This window comes from Acinetobacter sp. DL27, assembly GCF_055810995.1.
The window spans coordinates 1,448,970-1,465,736 of record NZ_CM147947.1 but is presented as its reverse complement, the minus strand read 5'-3'; the positions used below and the strand labels follow the sequence as shown (position 1 = coordinate 1,465,736).

17 protein-coding genes are annotated in these 16,767 nt (G+C 43.1%); 6 read left to right on the top strand and 11 right to left on the bottom strand.

Annotated elements, in window-relative coordinates; translation table 11 throughout:
• The first annotated feature begins 173 nt into the window (after positions 1-173).
• A complete protein-coding gene (gene ribA / locus AC0KVP_RS07020) occupies positions 174-776 on the top strand; it encodes a GTP cyclohydrolase II (RefSeq protein WP_131322410.1) in 603 nt (200 codons plus the stop codon).
• Between the two features lie 120 nt (positions 777-896).
• Here ribA and trpA read toward each other — a convergent pair whose 3' ends face one another.
• Both trpA and trpB read right to left on the bottom strand, forming a co-directional pair.
• Positions 897-1,682 carry a tryptophan synthase subunit alpha gene (gene trpA / locus AC0KVP_RS07015; protein ID WP_473339895.1) on the bottom strand — a complete coding sequence of 262 codons (786 nt, stop codon included), beginning with the start codon at positions 1,680-1,682 and terminating at the stop codon, positions 897-899.
• A complete protein-coding gene (trpB, locus tag AC0KVP_RS07010; protein ID WP_473339891.1) occupies positions 1,679-2,890 on the bottom strand; it encodes a tryptophan synthase subunit beta in 1,212 nt (403 codons plus the stop codon). Before trpB ends, trpA begins: the two co-directional genes overlap by 4 nt.
• Before the next feature lie 100 nt (positions 2,891-2,990).
• Here trpB and AC0KVP_RS07005 point away from each other — a divergent pair, with 100 nt between their 5' ends.
• The 4 genes from AC0KVP_RS07005 (at position 2,991) to AC0KVP_RS06990 (ending at position 5,747) form a co-directional block, all read left to right on the top strand.
• On the top strand, positions 2,991-3,884 hold the full coding sequence (locus tag AC0KVP_RS07005; RefSeq protein WP_473339889.1) for a LysR substrate-binding domain-containing protein: 894 nt from the start codon (positions 2,991-2,993) through the stop codon (positions 3,882-3,884).
• A gap of 113 nt (positions 3,885-3,997) precedes the next feature.
• Positions 3,998-4,570 (top strand): nuclear transport factor 2 family protein, encoded by a 573-nt coding sequence (locus AC0KVP_RS07000; RefSeq protein ID WP_346312870.1) that lies wholly within the window; start codon positions 3,998-4,000, stop codon positions 4,568-4,570.
• The gene (locus AC0KVP_RS06995) at positions 4,546-5,043 is read left to right on the top strand and encodes a chalcone isomerase family protein (protein ID WP_473339886.1); all 498 of its coding nucleotides are present in this window, start codon (positions 4,546-4,548) and stop codon (positions 5,041-5,043) included. Before AC0KVP_RS07000 ends, AC0KVP_RS06995 begins: the two co-directional genes overlap by 25 nt.
• Positions 5,044-5,054: 11 nt before the next feature.
• The gene (locus AC0KVP_RS06990) at positions 5,055-5,747 is read left to right on the top strand and encodes a response regulator transcription factor (RefSeq protein ID WP_473339884.1); all 693 of its coding nucleotides are present in this window, start codon (positions 5,055-5,057) and stop codon (positions 5,745-5,747) included.
• Here AC0KVP_RS06990 and AC0KVP_RS06985 read toward each other — a convergent pair.
• The 9 genes from AC0KVP_RS06985 to nudC form a co-directional block, all read right to left on the bottom strand.
• Positions 5,744-7,066: a sensor histidine kinase gene (locus AC0KVP_RS06985; protein WP_473339882.1), complete on the bottom strand. Its 1,323-nt coding sequence runs from the start codon at positions 7,064-7,066 to the stop codon at positions 5,744-5,746. The two genes, AC0KVP_RS06990 and AC0KVP_RS06985, sit on opposite strands and share 4 nt — an antisense overlap.
• Positions 7,067-7,105: 39 nt before the next feature.
• Positions 7,106-8,155, bottom strand: coding sequence for an SAM-dependent methyltransferase (locus AC0KVP_RS06980; protein ID WP_087549556.1), 1,050 nt, complete (start codon positions 8,153-8,155; stop codon positions 7,106-7,108).
• Between the two features lie 8 nt (positions 8,156-8,163).
• A complete protein-coding gene (locus tag AC0KVP_RS06975) occupies positions 8,164-8,943 on the bottom strand; it encodes a DUF1295 domain-containing protein (RefSeq protein WP_253107382.1) in 780 nt (259 codons plus the stop codon).
• A 24-nt stretch (positions 8,944-8,967) separates the two neighbouring features.
• Positions 8,968-10,170, bottom strand: a complete 1,203-nt coding sequence (locus tag AC0KVP_RS06970) for an SAM-dependent methyltransferase (protein WP_087549558.1) — start codon at positions 10,168-10,170, stop codon at positions 8,968-8,970.
• Positions 10,167-10,955: a DUF1365 domain-containing protein gene (locus tag AC0KVP_RS06965; protein ID WP_473340449.1), complete on the bottom strand. Its 789-nt coding sequence runs from the start codon at positions 10,953-10,955 to the stop codon at positions 10,167-10,169. Before AC0KVP_RS06965 ends, AC0KVP_RS06970 begins: the two co-directional genes overlap by 4 nt.
• Positions 10,955-12,247: an NAD(P)/FAD-dependent oxidoreductase gene (locus tag AC0KVP_RS06960; RefSeq protein WP_473339877.1), complete on the bottom strand. Its 1,293-nt coding sequence runs from the start codon at positions 12,245-12,247 to the stop codon at positions 10,955-10,957. Before AC0KVP_RS06960 ends, AC0KVP_RS06965 begins: the two co-directional genes overlap by 1 nt.
• Positions 12,244-13,230 carry an acyl-CoA desaturase gene (locus AC0KVP_RS06955; protein WP_473339875.1) on the bottom strand — a complete coding sequence of 329 codons (987 nt, stop codon included), beginning with the start codon at positions 13,228-13,230 and terminating at the stop codon, positions 12,244-12,246. The genes AC0KVP_RS06960 and AC0KVP_RS06955 overlap by 4 nt, the downstream gene beginning before the upstream one ends.
• Positions 13,231-13,367: 137 nt before the next feature.
• Positions 13,368-13,916, bottom strand: coding sequence for a lipocalin family protein (locus AC0KVP_RS06950; RefSeq protein ID WP_473339873.1), 549 nt, complete (start codon positions 13,914-13,916; stop codon positions 13,368-13,370).
• Positions 13,917-14,085: 169 nt separating this feature from the next.
• Positions 14,086-14,859: an NAD(+) diphosphatase gene (gene nudC / locus AC0KVP_RS06945; protein WP_062034224.1), complete on the bottom strand. Its 774-nt coding sequence runs from the start codon at positions 14,857-14,859 to the stop codon at positions 14,086-14,088.
• Between the two features lie 383 nt (positions 14,860-15,242).
• Between nudC and AC0KVP_RS06940 the strand changes: the two genes are divergently transcribed.
• The gene (locus tag AC0KVP_RS06940; protein ID WP_062034225.1) at positions 15,243-16,766 is read left to right on the top strand and encodes a cryptochrome/photolyase family protein; all 1,524 of its coding nucleotides are present in this window, start codon (positions 15,243-15,245) and stop codon (positions 16,764-16,766) included.
• The last annotated feature ends 1 nt before the right edge of the window (position 16,767 follow it).

Genomic DNA, 16,767 nt, shown 5'->3' with positions numbered 1-16,767 from the left:
AGAAAACTTGTCAAATCTAAAATTAGAAGTAACTTATTGCTTTTTTAATGAAATTTACTTCACACACTAAAAACTCTTGTGTTTTCACATAAATTTCACTATCTGAGAACTATTTTAGCTGGAAAGTAATAGTTGCAAGTTTCTAAATTCTTAAAATACAGGGGTATCGTTAAATGGCTATAGAATTTATTTCCAAATCAAAGTTACCTACTGCATTTGGCGATTTTGAAATTATAGCGTTTCAAGACCAAAATACTGGCGAAGAACATATTGCTCTTGTCAAAGGGATGAGTACTATTTCTGATCAACCTGTACTCGTCAGAATTCATTCAGAATGCTTAACAGGCGATGCTTTCGCATCACTCAAATGTGACTGTGGTCCTCAATTACATTCAACTATGAAAATGATCAATGATGCAGGTCAAGGTGTGATCTTATACTTACGCCAAGAAGGCCGCGGCATAGGACTAACCAATAAAATTCGAGCTTACGCACTTCAAGACCAAGGACATGATACTCTTGACGCCAATTTATTATTAAATTTACCAGCAGACGCTCGTAAATATGACATGTGTACCATTATGTTAGATTATTTAAAAATAAAGAATGTAAAACTCATTACAAATAATCCACTTAAAATTAAATCTTTAACTGATTTAGGAATTAATGTTGTTGAGCGGATTCCATTAAAAGTTGGCTTAAATATTTTTAACAAAGCTTATCTAGAGACAAAGCAAAAACGTATGTCACATCTGTATGATAATAGTGATTTCTAAAAAGCGATCACTTTCGGTAAAAATTCACAGACAAAGTTCCACCTCCCTTACGGGAGAGGGTTTTATCACATATAGTTCTTGATAAATTAACTTTAAATATACGGATTAAAAAACAGGATATTATTTATTTTCTCTAAGTATTTGCGAAAAAACTGTGACTTTTTCTAAAGTTGCGTTCATCCCCTTATTAAAAAAAGTATCGACAAGTGCTGAACCGATAATAATCAAATCTACTTTATTGGCTAAGGCTTTAACATGACTTTCATTTTTGATCCCAAAGCCAATTGCAACTGGAATATTAAAAATAGGCTTAATTTCAGCAATCTTTTTCTCAAGATTAGACAGATTGAAGTCTCCTCCTGTTAAGCCATTTTCTGCAACATGATATAAAAAACCTGTCGCGCGCGCTGAGATTTGCTCTAACCTTTCAACTGGGGTAGTCGGTGCTGTCATTGCAATTAAATGCATGTTTTTTTCATTTAACTGCACTTCGAATTTTTCTCGATATCCATATGGAGCATCTAAAATCAATATTCCATCTATAAGATTCTCTGTTTCGGCGATAAGTGTCTCGAAACCATATTGCATAATCGGATTTAAATAAGTCATGAAAATTATTGGTGTTTTTTCATCATGCAGCCTGATTGCTTTTACCAACTCAATGGTCTGTTTTACCGTTTGACCTACACCTAAAGCCCTAAGATGCGCTGCCTGAATGATCTCTCCATCTGCCACTGGATCAGAAAATGGAATGCCAACTTCAATAATGTCAGCCCCAGCTTGACCTAATTGGCTCAACAGACGACAACTTTCTGTAAAATTAGGATCTCCAGCAGTAAAATAACAGACCAGACCGCTTCGATTTTCCAGTTTCAATTGTTCTAATGTTTGATCTAGACGGTTCATGCTGTAGCTCCTACAAGATATTTTTTGACCGTGTTTAAGTCTTTGTCACCTCTGCCGCTTAAATTGACAATAATAATCTGTTCTGGCTGCATTTCTTGAGCAAGTTGAATCGCATATGCAATCGCATGAGAACTTTCAAGAGCAGGAATAATACCCTCCTGTTGACTTAAAACCTGAAATGCATTTACAGCCTCTTGATCGGTTATAGCCGTGTATGTCACACGTCCTGTTTCAAACAGAATGCCATGCTCTGGACCAACACCAGGATAATCCAATCCAGCTGATATAGAGTGCCCTTCTAGAATCTGCCCATCTAAATCTTGTAATAAATAGGTTAAATTGCCATGCAGCACACCGACTTGACCTTTGCAAATAGAGGCGGCATGTTTCCCAGTATATGTTCCTTTTCCCCCCGCCTCAACGGCAAACATTTTGACATTAAGGTCTTCTAGAAAAGGATGCATCAACCCTAATGCATTTGATCCACCACCAACGCAAGCAACCAAGGCATCGGGCAGTTTATTTTCTTTGAGGAGTATTTGGTTTCTGGCTTCTAGACCAATAATTTTCTGAAATTCTCTGACCATAGTCGGATAAGGATGAGGACCTGCACCAGTACCCAACAGGTAATAGGTTGTATCAACATGACGAATCCAGTCACGTAATGCTTCGTTCATGGCATCTTTTAAAGTCCCACGACCTTTTTGAACACTTCTGACTTCAGCACCGAGTAATTTCATGCGCTCAACATTCATTTGTTGGCGCTGAATATCTGTTTCTCCCATAAAAATGGTACATTTCATCTTAAACAGTGCGCAAACCGTTGCTGTTGCAACCCCATGTTGTCCAGCACCAGTTTCTGCAATGATTCTGGTTTTCCTCATAAATTTGGCCAATAAGATTTGCCCAACACAATTATTGATCTTATGTGCACCCGTATGGTTCAAATCTTCTCGCTTGAGATACATTCGAGCACCTCCTGCATAAGCTGTTAGGTTTTTTGCATAGAAAAGCGGACTAGGGCGACCAACAAAGTCCGTTAAAATCTGCTGATATTCAGCCCAAAATTCAGGTTTGTGCCGAACAGTATTAAAGGCTTGCTCTAATTCTTGAAGTGCGGGCATTAAGCTCTCTGGCATGTAAGATCCGCCAAATTTACCAAAAAATCCCAAGTCATCAGGACCATTACCTGTATAAGGGGTTGTCATCTCATATCTCTTGCTGTATCCATTTTTTTCATCTTAAAATATTTTCATTTTTCTGATAATTGATATATTTTGAGCTTAGGGTGTTAGAAAATTTTACAACATGAAACGCAGAACATTACCTCCCCTTAATGCTTTAAAAGCATTTGAAGCCGTCGCCAGAAATAAAAGTTTCAGCTTAGCTGCGGAAGAATTGTGTGTCACCCATAGTGCGATTAGCCATCAAATAAAACAGCTAGAAGAATGGTTAAATAAAAAATTGTTTATTCGACATTCCTCGACCATCTCTCTGACGGCGGACGCCGAAGAATTATCGCTCGTTTGTACGCAGCTTTTTAATCGTTTAGAACAATGCGTCTTTGAGTTAACAAATAAAACATCAGAGGTAGAAGTTGTCATAGGCGCTTCTCATAGTTTTATGGCAAATTGGCTGATTCCCCGATTAGAAAAGCTCGAAGTCATTTATCCCAATATCCATATCAAATTAATGACATGTAATGACTTAAAATTGTTAGAAAAAGAGAAAGTTGACATATTGATCAATAGCATCAGTGAGCATCATCTACTTCCCAACTTTTTGAATAAATATCTGTTATTTCCCGATAACATGGGGCCTATTTGTAATCGTGAAATAAATCCCCTTCATACAAAAAATGATCTTTTAAATTATCCATTACTTCATACCCACTCAAATAAAAGTGCATGGCATACATGGTTTAATCAGTCCCAAATTCACTTTTCCCCAAAAGCGAATGATCGCTATTTTGATAGTCTCAGTTTAATGATAGAAGCTGCTGTGTCTGGGTTAGGAATTGCGATAGCGCCTCAAATTTTAGTCGAAAAAGAAATATTAAATGGAAGGGTCATTGCCCCTTTTGGTTTTATCTATTGTGACTATAATTTTTATGCAATGGTCAGAAAAAATAACGAAAATCGTGATGTCATGAATATCATTGATTGGCTAATGACTGAAGAAAAAAGAGAAAGTGAAATTTAATCCTTAATCATCAAAATTCTATTCAATGTACTGTCTTTAGCATCTATCTTCACATTCTGTTCACTTCAGCCTCTCTAGAGTGGGAGGATAAACTGTGAAGATGGACAGTGAACATGAATCAAGTCAAAACGTTAGTGGCAATTGCCTTATCCTTACCAGTGCTTTTCCTGTCAGGATGTAAAAGTGTTCCTCGTTATTCCTCTGATTATGCAAATGCCAGAGCGAGTATTCAAGGAATACCCTTAGATGATGCAAAAGCACTAGAAATCGGCACCCGCTTCACTTCGGCATTTAATACGTTGGGCACACCTAAATTCGTTGAAAATGCTGGAGCACTGTATGCAGATCAGCTTTTTATTAACGACACTCTGTCGCAATTTTCATCGCGTAAAAAACTGCTTGAACATTTTCAAGGTATGAACCAGCGGGTGAGTAATGTCACTGTCAGCCTATTAAATACTTCATATCATCAAGACTCTGCCTATGTGCATTGGCATATGGTTTATGATTTTAAAATGTTCGGGAAGACACGAACAATGGATTCATTTGGAATCAGTGAAATAAAGGTCAACCCAAACCATCAGATTATTTTCCAACAAGATTTCTGGGATCCGGCCAATGGTCTGTATCGTTCTTTGCCATATGTAGGAGGAACCTATTCATGGGTACTGCCTTTCAAAAAGTAGCCATAACCACTGTACTGATGCTCGGGAGTTTCGGTTCGTGGGCGCATGCACAGAGCTTAAATAAATGTGGTAATGGCCCACTCATGGTGGGACAAAAACAGGTCGGTGTGGCCAGTTACTTTGCGCAAAACTGTAATCAGCCTTGGCAAGGCCAAAACATACAGATGGATTTTACCTATACGCAGAATATTCCAGAATGGGCATTCAAACGTGCGGCCACACATCTACTCCAACGTAATATCAAAGATCAAAAAATTCATGCTGTTTTCAATCCAATCACCGATTTGTATCGTCCAGTGAAGTCAGGAGATCTATACCAACTAAAATATAGCCATGCCACACACACATTAAGCCTATACTTAAACCAGAAATTGCAGGGACAACTCCAAAACCCGCAGGCCCAGCAATATTTTAATATATGGCTAGGTCCTCAGCCATTTAGTGCTAAATTAAAACAGCAATTAATAAAGTAGTCTCTACAGTTATGTCTAAACATTTTATTTTGATGGTTGAAGATCATTATGAACTGGCATCTACCTTATGCGAGTTTCTAGAAGAGCATGGTTTTGTGGTCGATCATGCTCGAAACCTAAATGCTGCGCGCCAATTGCTAAAACAGCAACGCTATCATATTTTACTTTTAGATATTAACTTGCCTGATGGTTCGGGTTATGAACTATGTGAATGGCTACGAAATAAAGAAGGTATGGACCTCCCTGTGCTGATGCTCACCGCTCGGGATACCTTGGATGACAAACTTAAAGGCTTCAATTCCGGCACGGATGATTATCTGGTCAAGCCCTTTGACTTTAACGAGCTAGTGGTTCGGGTCAAGGCCCTGATCAAACGTTCCCTGGGTGAAGTATCTAGCAGTCGTCTGCAAATTCATGACCTAATTTTGGACCCAGCAACACAACAGCTAACTCGAGCTGGGCAGAACATTGAATTGCCTCCGATTCAGTTTAAACTTTTGAAGCTACTAATGCGACATTCTCCTAAAGTACTGACCAAACAGGAAATTATGATGCAGCTTTGGGGTGACGAAGAGCCAGAAAGTGATGCTCTGCGCAGTCATATCTATAATTTACGCAAAATGGTCGATAAACCCTTTGAACAAAAGCTGATTCACACCATATCTGGGATTGGTTTAAAGATTGCTTTCGAAGATGAAGCCTAATTTAGGTATACAACAACAATCAGTCCAGTGGTCATTGCTAGATCAACATTCTGATGAGTGTCAAGATAATATTGCCTGTCAAACAGCTCCACACGCCAACCTAGCTGTTTGCATAGCTTTTGCACCAATTGCAATCCAATACCATGCCCTTTGATTTCCAGTTGTAGCTGCTGACCAGACAGTTCCTGAACTTTAGAATTGTTAGGTAAAGGCATGCCGACTCCATTGTCAGCAATCAGTACTTTATTTTTTTCCATAATCACATCAATTTCTGTGCCCTGTGAATAGTTCAGCGCATTGCGCAGAATATTGCCAAACACCATTTTGGTCATGGATGGATAAAGTTTACGCGGCTGTTCATCGAGGTCTTTTTGCAGGTCTATCTGCATGCCTTTGTTATGACTGACACTCTCCAGATCCTGAACTACATTTTCCAGACATTCTGAAAGCATGGTCGGTTCAGCAGTTAAAGTGTTGGTGGTATTGCGGGCAATGGCCAGCAAGGTATCGACCAGCAGCTGCATGTCTTCAATGGTGTTATGCAGGCGGGTAAAGGACTTGTTGTCGCCATAGCGTGCCTGACACAGCTGCACATTGCCTTTTAAAATGGTCAGTGGCGTGCGCAGCTCATGGCTGACATCTCCGGTAAATTCACGCTCACGCTGAATAAATTCGCTTAATACCTGATGATATTTTTCCAGCGCCTGCTTGAGGTATTCAGCTTCCAGATTAGAGTCGGTGCGGATGTCCTGAAAAGGCGAAGCCTGATTTTTCTGATGTTCCCAGTCGATATATTCCAGCGCATTGGCCAGACGGGTAATCGGGGAAAAATAGCGCCGGGCCCGACGGTTCCACCACCACAGCACACTATATAGCACAAACAGGCTGACCATCAGCGGTGCCAGACCAAACAGCCACACCAGCTTGTTGACGTTGCTTTCGCCAAAGACCAACAGGACATGCTGTCCGTCTTTTTCACCATACACAGTCATGCGCTCCTTGCCATCGACAAAATGCCGATTCACTCCTTGCTCAAGCTGCATAGTCTTAAATTGGGGTGGTGGCACAGTGTTCCAGCGGTAACCATACAGATTTTTGGTGTCGGGCAATTCTGCGGCAGGATTACGTTCTAATCGTTGCCAGTAGTGAGACATTTCCTGTTCTAGCGCCGTTCTGAGCAAAGAACCTTTAATTACCCAGGCACTGAAGCCAATCCCAATCACCACAGACAAGGCAATGAATCCGATTTGCAGCCAGTAATAGCGGTTAAACACCTCACCCAGAGGATGATCGTGTTTGTCCCTGAACAGCTTTAACATTGGTGCATTCCCCGCTACCCCATCCGATTCGCCATTCAATTATACGGTTTTCTTTTTAAACAGAAAGTGACCGATCACCCACTCGCGTCCATGCTCATAACCGAACAGCTCGGCACAGGCCATAAAGAAAATCCGCCAGCGTTGCCACCAGATTGCGGCATCCGCGCCATAAGTTTGTTCAAATAAGGGCTTTAGCTCGGCCTGTTTAGCATCCATATTTTCTAGCCAAGCATTTGCGGTACGTTCATACTGCGTGCCCGCCCATTGCCAGTGCTGTTCTAGCTGTAAATGCTGCTGAAAATGTAGGAAAGTTGAGGCTGCTGGCATCAAACCACCACTAAAGAAATATTGCGACATCCAGTCAAACTCATTTTTGACTTCAAAAGGATAATGCAAGAAACGATGACAGAAAATATGACACCACAATAAGCCATTTGGTTTGAGCCAAATACTGATATTTTCAAATAGTTTTTGATAGTTACGCACGTGCTCAAACATCTCCACTGACACCACACGATCAAAAGAGGCAGGTTCAAGTTGCAACACATTGACATCACAAGTGATCACCGTCAGGTTATCCAGTTTTTTTAAACGGGCTTGTTCCTGAATATACTCGCGCTGCGTTGAAGAATTTGACACGACTGTAATACGGGCCCTTGGATAACGCTCGGCCATATATAGACTTAAAGAACCCCAACCGCAGCCAATTTCCAAAATATCCTGCCCGTCTTTCAGTTGTGCTCGCTGGCAATAGCATGCAAGAGCAGCTTCTTCGGCTTGGTCTAGCGTTGTATCGGCATGTTCAAAGAGACTCGCGCTATATTTCAAACGCTTACCGAGTACTGCCTGAAAAAATGCGGTCGGCAGTTCATAATGCTGTTCATTGGCTTTGTCTGTCTCAATGGCAATTTCGCTGTTTTTCAGCATGGTCAGCACATCCATATAGCGCTGCGCTGCCAATGCGGGGTTAAACCGACCTTCTTGTGCCAAACGTTTTTTGCTTAAAGTACGAATGCCTGCACGAATCACTGGGTCTGGCACCTTGCCATTTTCGATCAGTTCTAAGGTTTTTTTAATCATAAAGTCCATGTATTTACCTACTCTTTGGGTGGCCACGGAATAAACATTGAAGTTCGTCGTTGATAGTCTTTATAGTTGTCGCCACGGTGGGCGAGCGCCTGTTTTTCACTAAAGGGAATACCTGTAAAGTAGTACAAGAATAGCCACATCAGCAGTGGATATATCCATAATTCATAGCATCCTGCTGCCAAACCGAGTACTGGATAGGCAAACCAATGCAGCCATTCAAAAAAATAATTCGGATGGCGCGAATATTTCCACAAGCCCTGATCCATGGTTTTACCTTGATTCTGTGGATCTAGCTTAAAACGGTAAAGTTGCTGATCGGCAGTGCTTTCACCTATCAAAGCCAAGAGCATGATCATACCCGCCCCAATCACAGTGACCAAAGTCCAGTCATTCCATTGCTCGGTCGAGATACTTAACAACTTCAGCATTGGGTAAGAAAACAGTAGCGCCAAACCTGCCTGAAATATAAAAAACACCAGAAAACCAAGATGCTGATAGTCCCCCATCGCTCTGCGCATGTTGGCATAACGCGTGTCTTCTTGGGTTTCATTGGCATAGCGCCGTAACAGATGCCAAGTCAGTCGTGAAAACCAGATCCCACTCGCCAGTCCCAGAAATAACCGAACCAACAGTGGTGCACTATCAGTCGCCCAAGCGGCAATAATCACATTAAGAGCAATACTGAAACTCCAAGCGACATCGACCAGCCCTGCTCTGCGGTTATAGGTCACCAACACCCAGCTACAGAGCATGATGAAGACATTGAGCAAAAATAAATCTAGCAGCATGTCGCCCTCCTGTTTTATTTTTGCTTAGTAAGCACTGGCTTCAAACAGCAAATGAACATCGCTGATCACACCTTCGCGGAAGCCACCTTCGCAATAACACAGATAAAAATCCCACATGCGGATAAAGCGCTCATCAAAACCAAGTTGCAACACCTGATCACGTTGCTCCAGAAAACGCTGGCGCCAACACTTCAAGGTTTGTGCATAGCTTTGACCAATATCTTCCAGATGTTTGAGACGAAGTTTTTGCTCAGAAGCCGTTTGCGTCATCACACTGATACATGGAATAAAACTACCGGGGAAAATATAACGCTTAATATAATCCACCGTATTTAAAGCTTTAACATAGCGTGCATCTTCAATGGTAATCGCCTGTATCAAGGCTAGACCATTCGGCTTAAGGAGCTCGCGGCATTTTTGGAAATAAGTTGGTAAATATTGCTCACCCACTGCTTCAATCATTTCAATCGACACAAGCTTGTCGTATTTGCCTTCTAGTAAACGGTAGTCCTGAAGCTGTACAGACACCCGATGAGACAGCCCTGCTTCAGCAACTCGGGCTACAGCCTCATCATATTGTGCCTGGGAAATGGTAATGGTGGTCACCTTACAGCCATAATGCTGAGCCGCATAAATGGCAAAGCCTCCCCAGCCGCTGCCAATTTCAACCAAATGGTCCATCGGTTGCAATTGAAGTTTTTGGCAGATCAGTTCTTTTTTATAATCTGAAGCTTGTTCCAAGCTCATACAAGGGTCTTTAAACACCGCACTGGAATACATCATGCTGGAATCTAAGAACAATTTAAAAAAATCATTGCTCAAGTCATAATGCTCAGCAATATTCTGACGACTGCCATCAATCGAATTCTTGCGGGATTTATACCAAGCCTTGAGTACCAGCTGGCTAGCTTTTGCCACCACATTTTGATTCATCCGATCAAGCACATCACGATTACGCGCTAGAATACGAATTACATTGACCAGATCTTCACTGCTCCAGTAACCACGAATAAATCCTTCTGCTGCCCCCAGTACACCATTACGGAACAACAGTTCCATTAGACGGGTATCGTGCACCTGAATCACGGCCTGCAGATCACTGTTTTCGCCAACTGTTCCACTCCAGATGCCTTTAAAAATCAGCTGACCATGCCGCAATTTCAGCAAATGCCGTAATACCACCGGCAGTTCGGTGTGCTCTCCCATTAACAGTGTTTTCATAGTCATGTCTTTCCTTTTTCTTTTTTAGGATGGCGGTAAAACGGAATTTTCTTTTTCCATAAACGAAAGGCATGCAGATAAATTCCGCTGACCATCCTGAAGGGTTCAAGAACTTTCAGTACAGCATAGCGATGCTGCTGTGAAGGAACTGTGATGGCCTGCAGGGAAAATTTCAGGGTGGCATCGAATTGCAGCACGGCCTGCTCAAACAGCTGCATATGAATCACATTTTGTTGTTCTGAAAAGCTAAAACGCCAACGATAATCTATCTCCATCGGCATGAACGGCGACACATGAAAGTCCTTTTTAAAATCAAACTGGTGACTTTGGTACGGCGCATGTTGGTCTGCATTGTTTCGGCAGTCGTGAATGTAGACCTGTCTTTCATTCCACGGTGTATTGGTAATTTCACTCAGTACAAATATCAGTTGGTCGGTGGCATCTAAGACTAGATAAAACACTACAGAATTAAAGCGAAAGCCGAGTGTTCGTGGCAAAGCCATTACTCGGATAGATGCGGCATGCGGTAATAGATAGTTTTCCCGCTTGATGAGCAAACGTGAGACCTTCTGCCGAATCGAACCATATTCCATGGTCAGAAAATCCCGCTCATCTAGGGTCAAGAAATTCCAGTGCCTGGAAGACCATAGCCAGGATTTTTGGGTAAAGCTTGAGAGTTGATCCGGATCAAACCATAGATAGGTTAGCTGGGTCTCAAAAGCATGGGCTTTGGGCAGGTAACGGCGATGCCTGATTTCGGCAGAGGCAATCGCCAGTGGATACATCTGCATCATGCGCTCCTAGCTGCCTGCTCGGTCTGCTGCAATAGCTGATCGACTACCCAGGAAGCACTACGTGCGCCATCCTCATGAAAGCCCCAGCCCCAGTAAGCACCACAGTATGAGGTGCGGTTCTGACCATTAACCTCGGCCCAGCGTTGTTGTGCTTCAATCGCAGCTGCATCAAACACCGGATGACGGTAGTTTCGTTCCACCCAGACTTTTTTCGGTTCAAGTCTAAAATTAGGATTCAGGGTCGCAAAGACCTGAGTTTTGCATTGCAGATTTTGCAGCTGGTTCATCCAATAGCTAAAACCATAGTGCATGCCACTATGCTGGAATGGCGTCTGTTCAGATCCTTGACTCGAGGTTACATGCACATGCCAACTCGCCCATTGGCGACGAGATTTGGGCATAATACTAGTATCTGAATGCACCACCATGCGGTTATCCTGATAGCGGAACTTACCGAGTACGTCCAACTCCTGAGCAGAAGGGTCTTTCAGTAATTTCAGACTATCATCAGCATGGCTAGCAAATACAACCCAGTCAAAACGTTCGGTGCCGTGTGTCGTTTCAACCAGCACATCATTGGCACTACGGGATACATGCAGGACACCCGTTTTGCGGAAGGTGATATTAGATTGGGCCTGAATGGCACGAACGTAACGCGCTGATCCCCCCTTGACTGTAAGCCATAACGGCCGGTCTTTTAATTGCAACATGCGATGGTGCTGGAAAAAGCTCACCACAAATTTATAGGGAATTTGTCCAGCTTGCTCCACCGGGCAGGACCACAGCGCTCCACACATCGGATAGAGATGTTCCTGACGAAAAGCTGTGCTATATCCATGTTGATTTAAATACTCATCAATACTGAGCTGTGCATCGACCTGTCCCACATCCAGATCTTTATTGGCAGCATAGAAACGGAACAGATCCGACAACATCGCGCGAAAATCCGCATTAAAAAAGTTTTGCGGTCGGAATAACAGCGAGAATTTTTTTGAAGGATTGTACTGTAAGCCACTGACCTGATTATTCACCGAAAAGCCCATGTCACTGCTTTGCGATTGAATCCCAAGTTCTCTGAGCATTGCACAGAACAGCGGATAGTTATGCTCATTAAACACGATAAAGCCACTGTCTACCGCAACCTGTTCACCATCGATATTTAGCTGATGAGTATCAGTATGACCACCAAAGTAGTTATTCTTTTCAAAGACTGTAACTTGATGCGCTTTGCTGAGTTTCCAGGCAGCGTACAAACCGGAAATACCTGAACCAATAATTGCAATTTTCATGGTGATTCCTTCGAATGAATCGTGGTAGTGCCTGCCGTAGCAGCTTTTTTATTTTTTCGAGCCTGAGCAATTTTACTGGCTTCATAAATCCGTGCTGGAATGGGCTTTAAGTCCCAAACTATCCCGAGCCAAGACATAATTTTTAGGAGGTAATAGGTCACATCAATCTGCCACCAGTAAAAACCCTGCCGGGTACTGCCTGCATAATAATGGTGATTGTTGTGCCAGCCTTCGCCCAAGGTAATGATAGACAAGAATAAATTGTTGCGGCTGTGGTCATCCGTGTCAAAATCACGGCTACCGTAATGATGCGCCAGTGAATTAATACATAAGGTCGCATGGATCAACAACACCGTGGACACCACAAATCCCCAGACCAGAAGTTGCAGGCCGGACGTCCCGAGTTGTGGCCAAGTGATTGCCAACCTTTCGCCTAGTACATAAATTCCACCAGCAGTCAGCAGCACAACAATCAAACTGAAACGGTCTAGCCAGATCAGCTCTGGATATTTCAGCCAGTCCTTGATGACTTCTTTACGTGTAGCAAAATTATATTCATTCAGAAACCAACCCACATGGCTATACCAAAAACCATGCGTCGAGGAATGCGGGTCTTTCAAGGTATCGGTATAGCGATGGTGATAGCGGTGATGCGCCGCCCACCAGAGCGGACCACGCTGCGCGCTCATGGTACCAATCAGCACAAACAGAAACTGTACGGGACGCGAAGTCTGAAAAGTTTTATGTGACAGATAACGATGAAAAAAAGCGGTGATGGAAAACATGCGGATCAGGTAGAACAGCAGCATAAAGCCAATCGCAAACCACGACATTCCCACCCAGAACACGGCGAGACAGGCTAGATGTAATAGAATAAAGGGTAAAATCCGCTGCCACTGAATCTTGCTGTTTTCAGCCGTCAGTGTTTCGGTCGCTGTGGGTGTAGACCAGCTGTCTATCCATCGCATCAGACTTTTCAACATGGACTCATCCTAAATTTTTTGCAACTATATTTATTCTATTTGATGAGTTTAATCAGTCAGATATGAATTTTATGTGAAGTAAATAAAAAAAAACCGAACTGTAGAGAGATTTATCAGTTCAGCAAAAGGTTAACAGATTAATGCGACAATTTGATCAGTTTTGTGACGTCGTAACCATAATGTTTTGCAGTTTCAAGATAGGACTTATACGTAGCTTCATCGATTTGCGGTTCACGTGACAAAATCCATAAGTATTTATGACTTGGCCCCCCCACCAGTGCCACTTTATATTCCGGGTCTACTCGTAATACCCAGTAATGACCTTTAGTAAAGGGGATCCATCTTAAACCTTTAGGCAAAAAGCTGACCTTCAGTTTGCTGTTCCCCTGATTTTGCGAATACGCAACACCTTGAGATCTAATTATTTCGCCATTGGCAATTCGGCAGCTATTCAATACCCCGATAGTTTGATCGGCATTGACGCTATATTGTGCCGTGATATTAGCTATACATTTACGCTGAAAATACATCGGTAAATGCGCAATTTCATACCATTTACCGGCATACTTCTGGATATCTACCCGATCAACTGCCTGAGGCGCAGCAGTTTCTGCTTGAGTCGTTGTACTTAAGCTGATGATAGACAGTGCTATCGCTGCAAAAGCTGACTTAAATCGCATCTTCATTTTTTAGCCTTGTTGGGTCTCAGGATTAAGATAACCCAGTTAGATGTGAACAAAGCGTGAAGATCAAATGATACGATTCAGTTTCTCCAGATCAGGAAATGCCATCTGAAGATTCATTACCTAGGGCGTTATAGCAGTTTATTTGAGAGACCCAAACAGAATTACTTTTTCAAAGCCATTCTTTGCTGTCATCTGCAACAGGCGTTCCATATATCACATGCTGAATCATGGCATAGGCGATACTGCCCTTGAACGGAATCTCGGGTAACTGATCAAATTTAAAAAATTGCGCATCGCTGAGTTCATTTTCTTGAATCTGAATTTCCCCTCCCTGATATTCTGCCTTGAAGGCCATCATCAGATTGCTGGGAAACGGCCACGGCTGACTGGCTAGATATTGAATATTTTTGATTTGTAGCCCCACTTCTTCCAGCGTTTCACGGCTTACTGCCTCTTCTAGGGTTTCTCCAACTTCAACAAAGCCTGCAATCAGGCTGTACATCTGGGTTTTGTTGCGAGCATTTTTTGCCAGCAGAATTTCATCTGTACCTCGGGTAATGATGGTAATTACGCAGGGATTCACCCGCGGATACTGGTTATAGCCACAGGATGGACAGATCATGGCATACTGGCTGACATGCTGCTGGGTGGCGTGTCCGCATTTACTGCAAAAGCGGTGGTTACGGCGCCATTCCAGTAACTGTACCGCACGGCTGGCCTGTTCAAACTGCGGTCTGCTCCAGACTTGCACCAGTTGCCGGATTGGAACCAGCTGATAACCTTCCGGCATCGGTTCGTCTTCTTTCAGGTCACGAGCAATGATCTCGCAATTTTCCGACAGGTTTAGGTCGTGCTGTAGTCTTTCTACCTGCGGCAACTGAAAATGCTCATCCACTAGTAATTGCTGCTGTCTAAAAATATACGCTTTTGAATGCATGCTCATGACAATTCCCTGATTAAAAAAATCCCATACAGAGGGGTATATGGGACAAAACTAAGGAAGCTCACATGGAGTAACTTCAAGCCAGATACTAGGCGTGAGCTACTTGAATTACAACCATAATAATTTGTATCTTTTTGATTAAAATCACATAATTTTCACACTACTCATGTATTAAGAAATCATGTAAAGCGAGTTTCATCAACTGGCTTTAGCATTGAAGGGATGAATATTTTGTTATAGCAGTACTTATGATTTCTGTGCGATGTCAGCGGGTCATCTGGTCGAGTTGGATTGATTCAACATGCAGGATGATCTTTATTTTCACAAAAAATTGAACTGTCTTGACTTACACTGCGCTATCTTTCATAGGGTCTGGAATGGCTATGCGTTTCGGTTTAATTCTGGGTGACCAGCTTCATCATCAGCTTGCTACGCTCAAAGCGCTAGATCGTATCAGGGATGTGATCCTGATGGCCGAAGTTGTTGAGGAAGCCACTTATGTCGCCCATCATCCGCAGAAAATTGCCCTGATTTTTAGCGCCATGCGTCATTTTGCCAAAGAACTCAAAGCAGAAGGCTGGCGTGTACGTTACCATGCTTTTAAATCTGATAGTCCGATTCGTAGCCTGCTGGATTTCGTAGAGTCACAACAGCAACTCTTACCAGTCACAGAACTGGTCATTACGCACTGCGGGGAATATCGTTTACAGCAGCAGATTGAACAGTATTGGAGCCAGCAGCTGCAATTGCCAGTACAATGCCTAAATGATGAACGTTTTTTCTGTAGTCCGGAGCAGTTCCGGCACTGGGCCAGCCGCTACCAGACACTGCGTATGGAATATTTTTACCGGGAAATGCGCAAGCAGACCGGTTACTTGATGCAGGGACAGCAGCCGTTTGGAGAACAGTGGAACTATGACAGCGCCAATCGTAAGGCCTGGGCTGGCAATCCCCCTTTGCCTGCACCACTTCACTTTGAACACGATCAGATTGATCTGGATGTGCTTGAATTGGTTGAACGTGAATTTTCCCGTCACTCTGGCAGCCTTGACAACTTCCGCTGGGGCACCACACGTAGCAATGCTCTGCTTGCACTGGAGCATTTCATTACCCACAGTTTGCCACATTTTGGCGATTATCAAGATGCCATGGTTCAAGACTCAGACATGCTGTTTCACAGCCTGCTCTCACCTTATCTGAACTGTGGTCTGCTACTACCTAAAGAAGTCTGTGATGCGGCAGAAGCTGCATACCATGCCGGTCATGCACCACTGAATGCAGTGGAAGGTTTTATCCGACAAATTCTCGGCTGGCGCGAATATGTTCGCGGAATTTACTGGCTGTACATGCCAGAATATGCCAGCCGCAATGCACTGCAGCACTCAGCACCATTGCCACAATTTTACTGGACTGGCCGTACTCGGATGAACTGTATGGCTGAGTGTTTCCGTAATACTTTTCAGCATGCCTATGCACATCATATCCAGCGTTTGATGGTGACTGGAAATTTTGCCTTATTAACTGGTGTAGACCCGCAGCAGATCAGCGAGTGGTATCTGGCAGTCTATGCCGATGCCTATGAATGGGTAGAACTACCGAACACGCTGGGTATGGTGATGCATGCCGATAGCGGCTTGATGGCCAGCAAACCCTATGCGGCCTCGGGCAATTACATCCATAAGATGTCCGATTACTGTAAGTACTGTAGCTACAATGTCAAAACTCGGACCGAGCTAGATAGCTGTCCGTTCAATAGCCTGTACTGGTATTTTATGATCCGGAATGAGGCGAAATTTCGTACTCATCCACGTATGGGCATGATCTATCGACAGCTAGATAAACTTAAAGATCGGCATCAGATTATCAGCCATGCCCAGCAACTTCTTAGCCAGATCAATGAGTTATAAA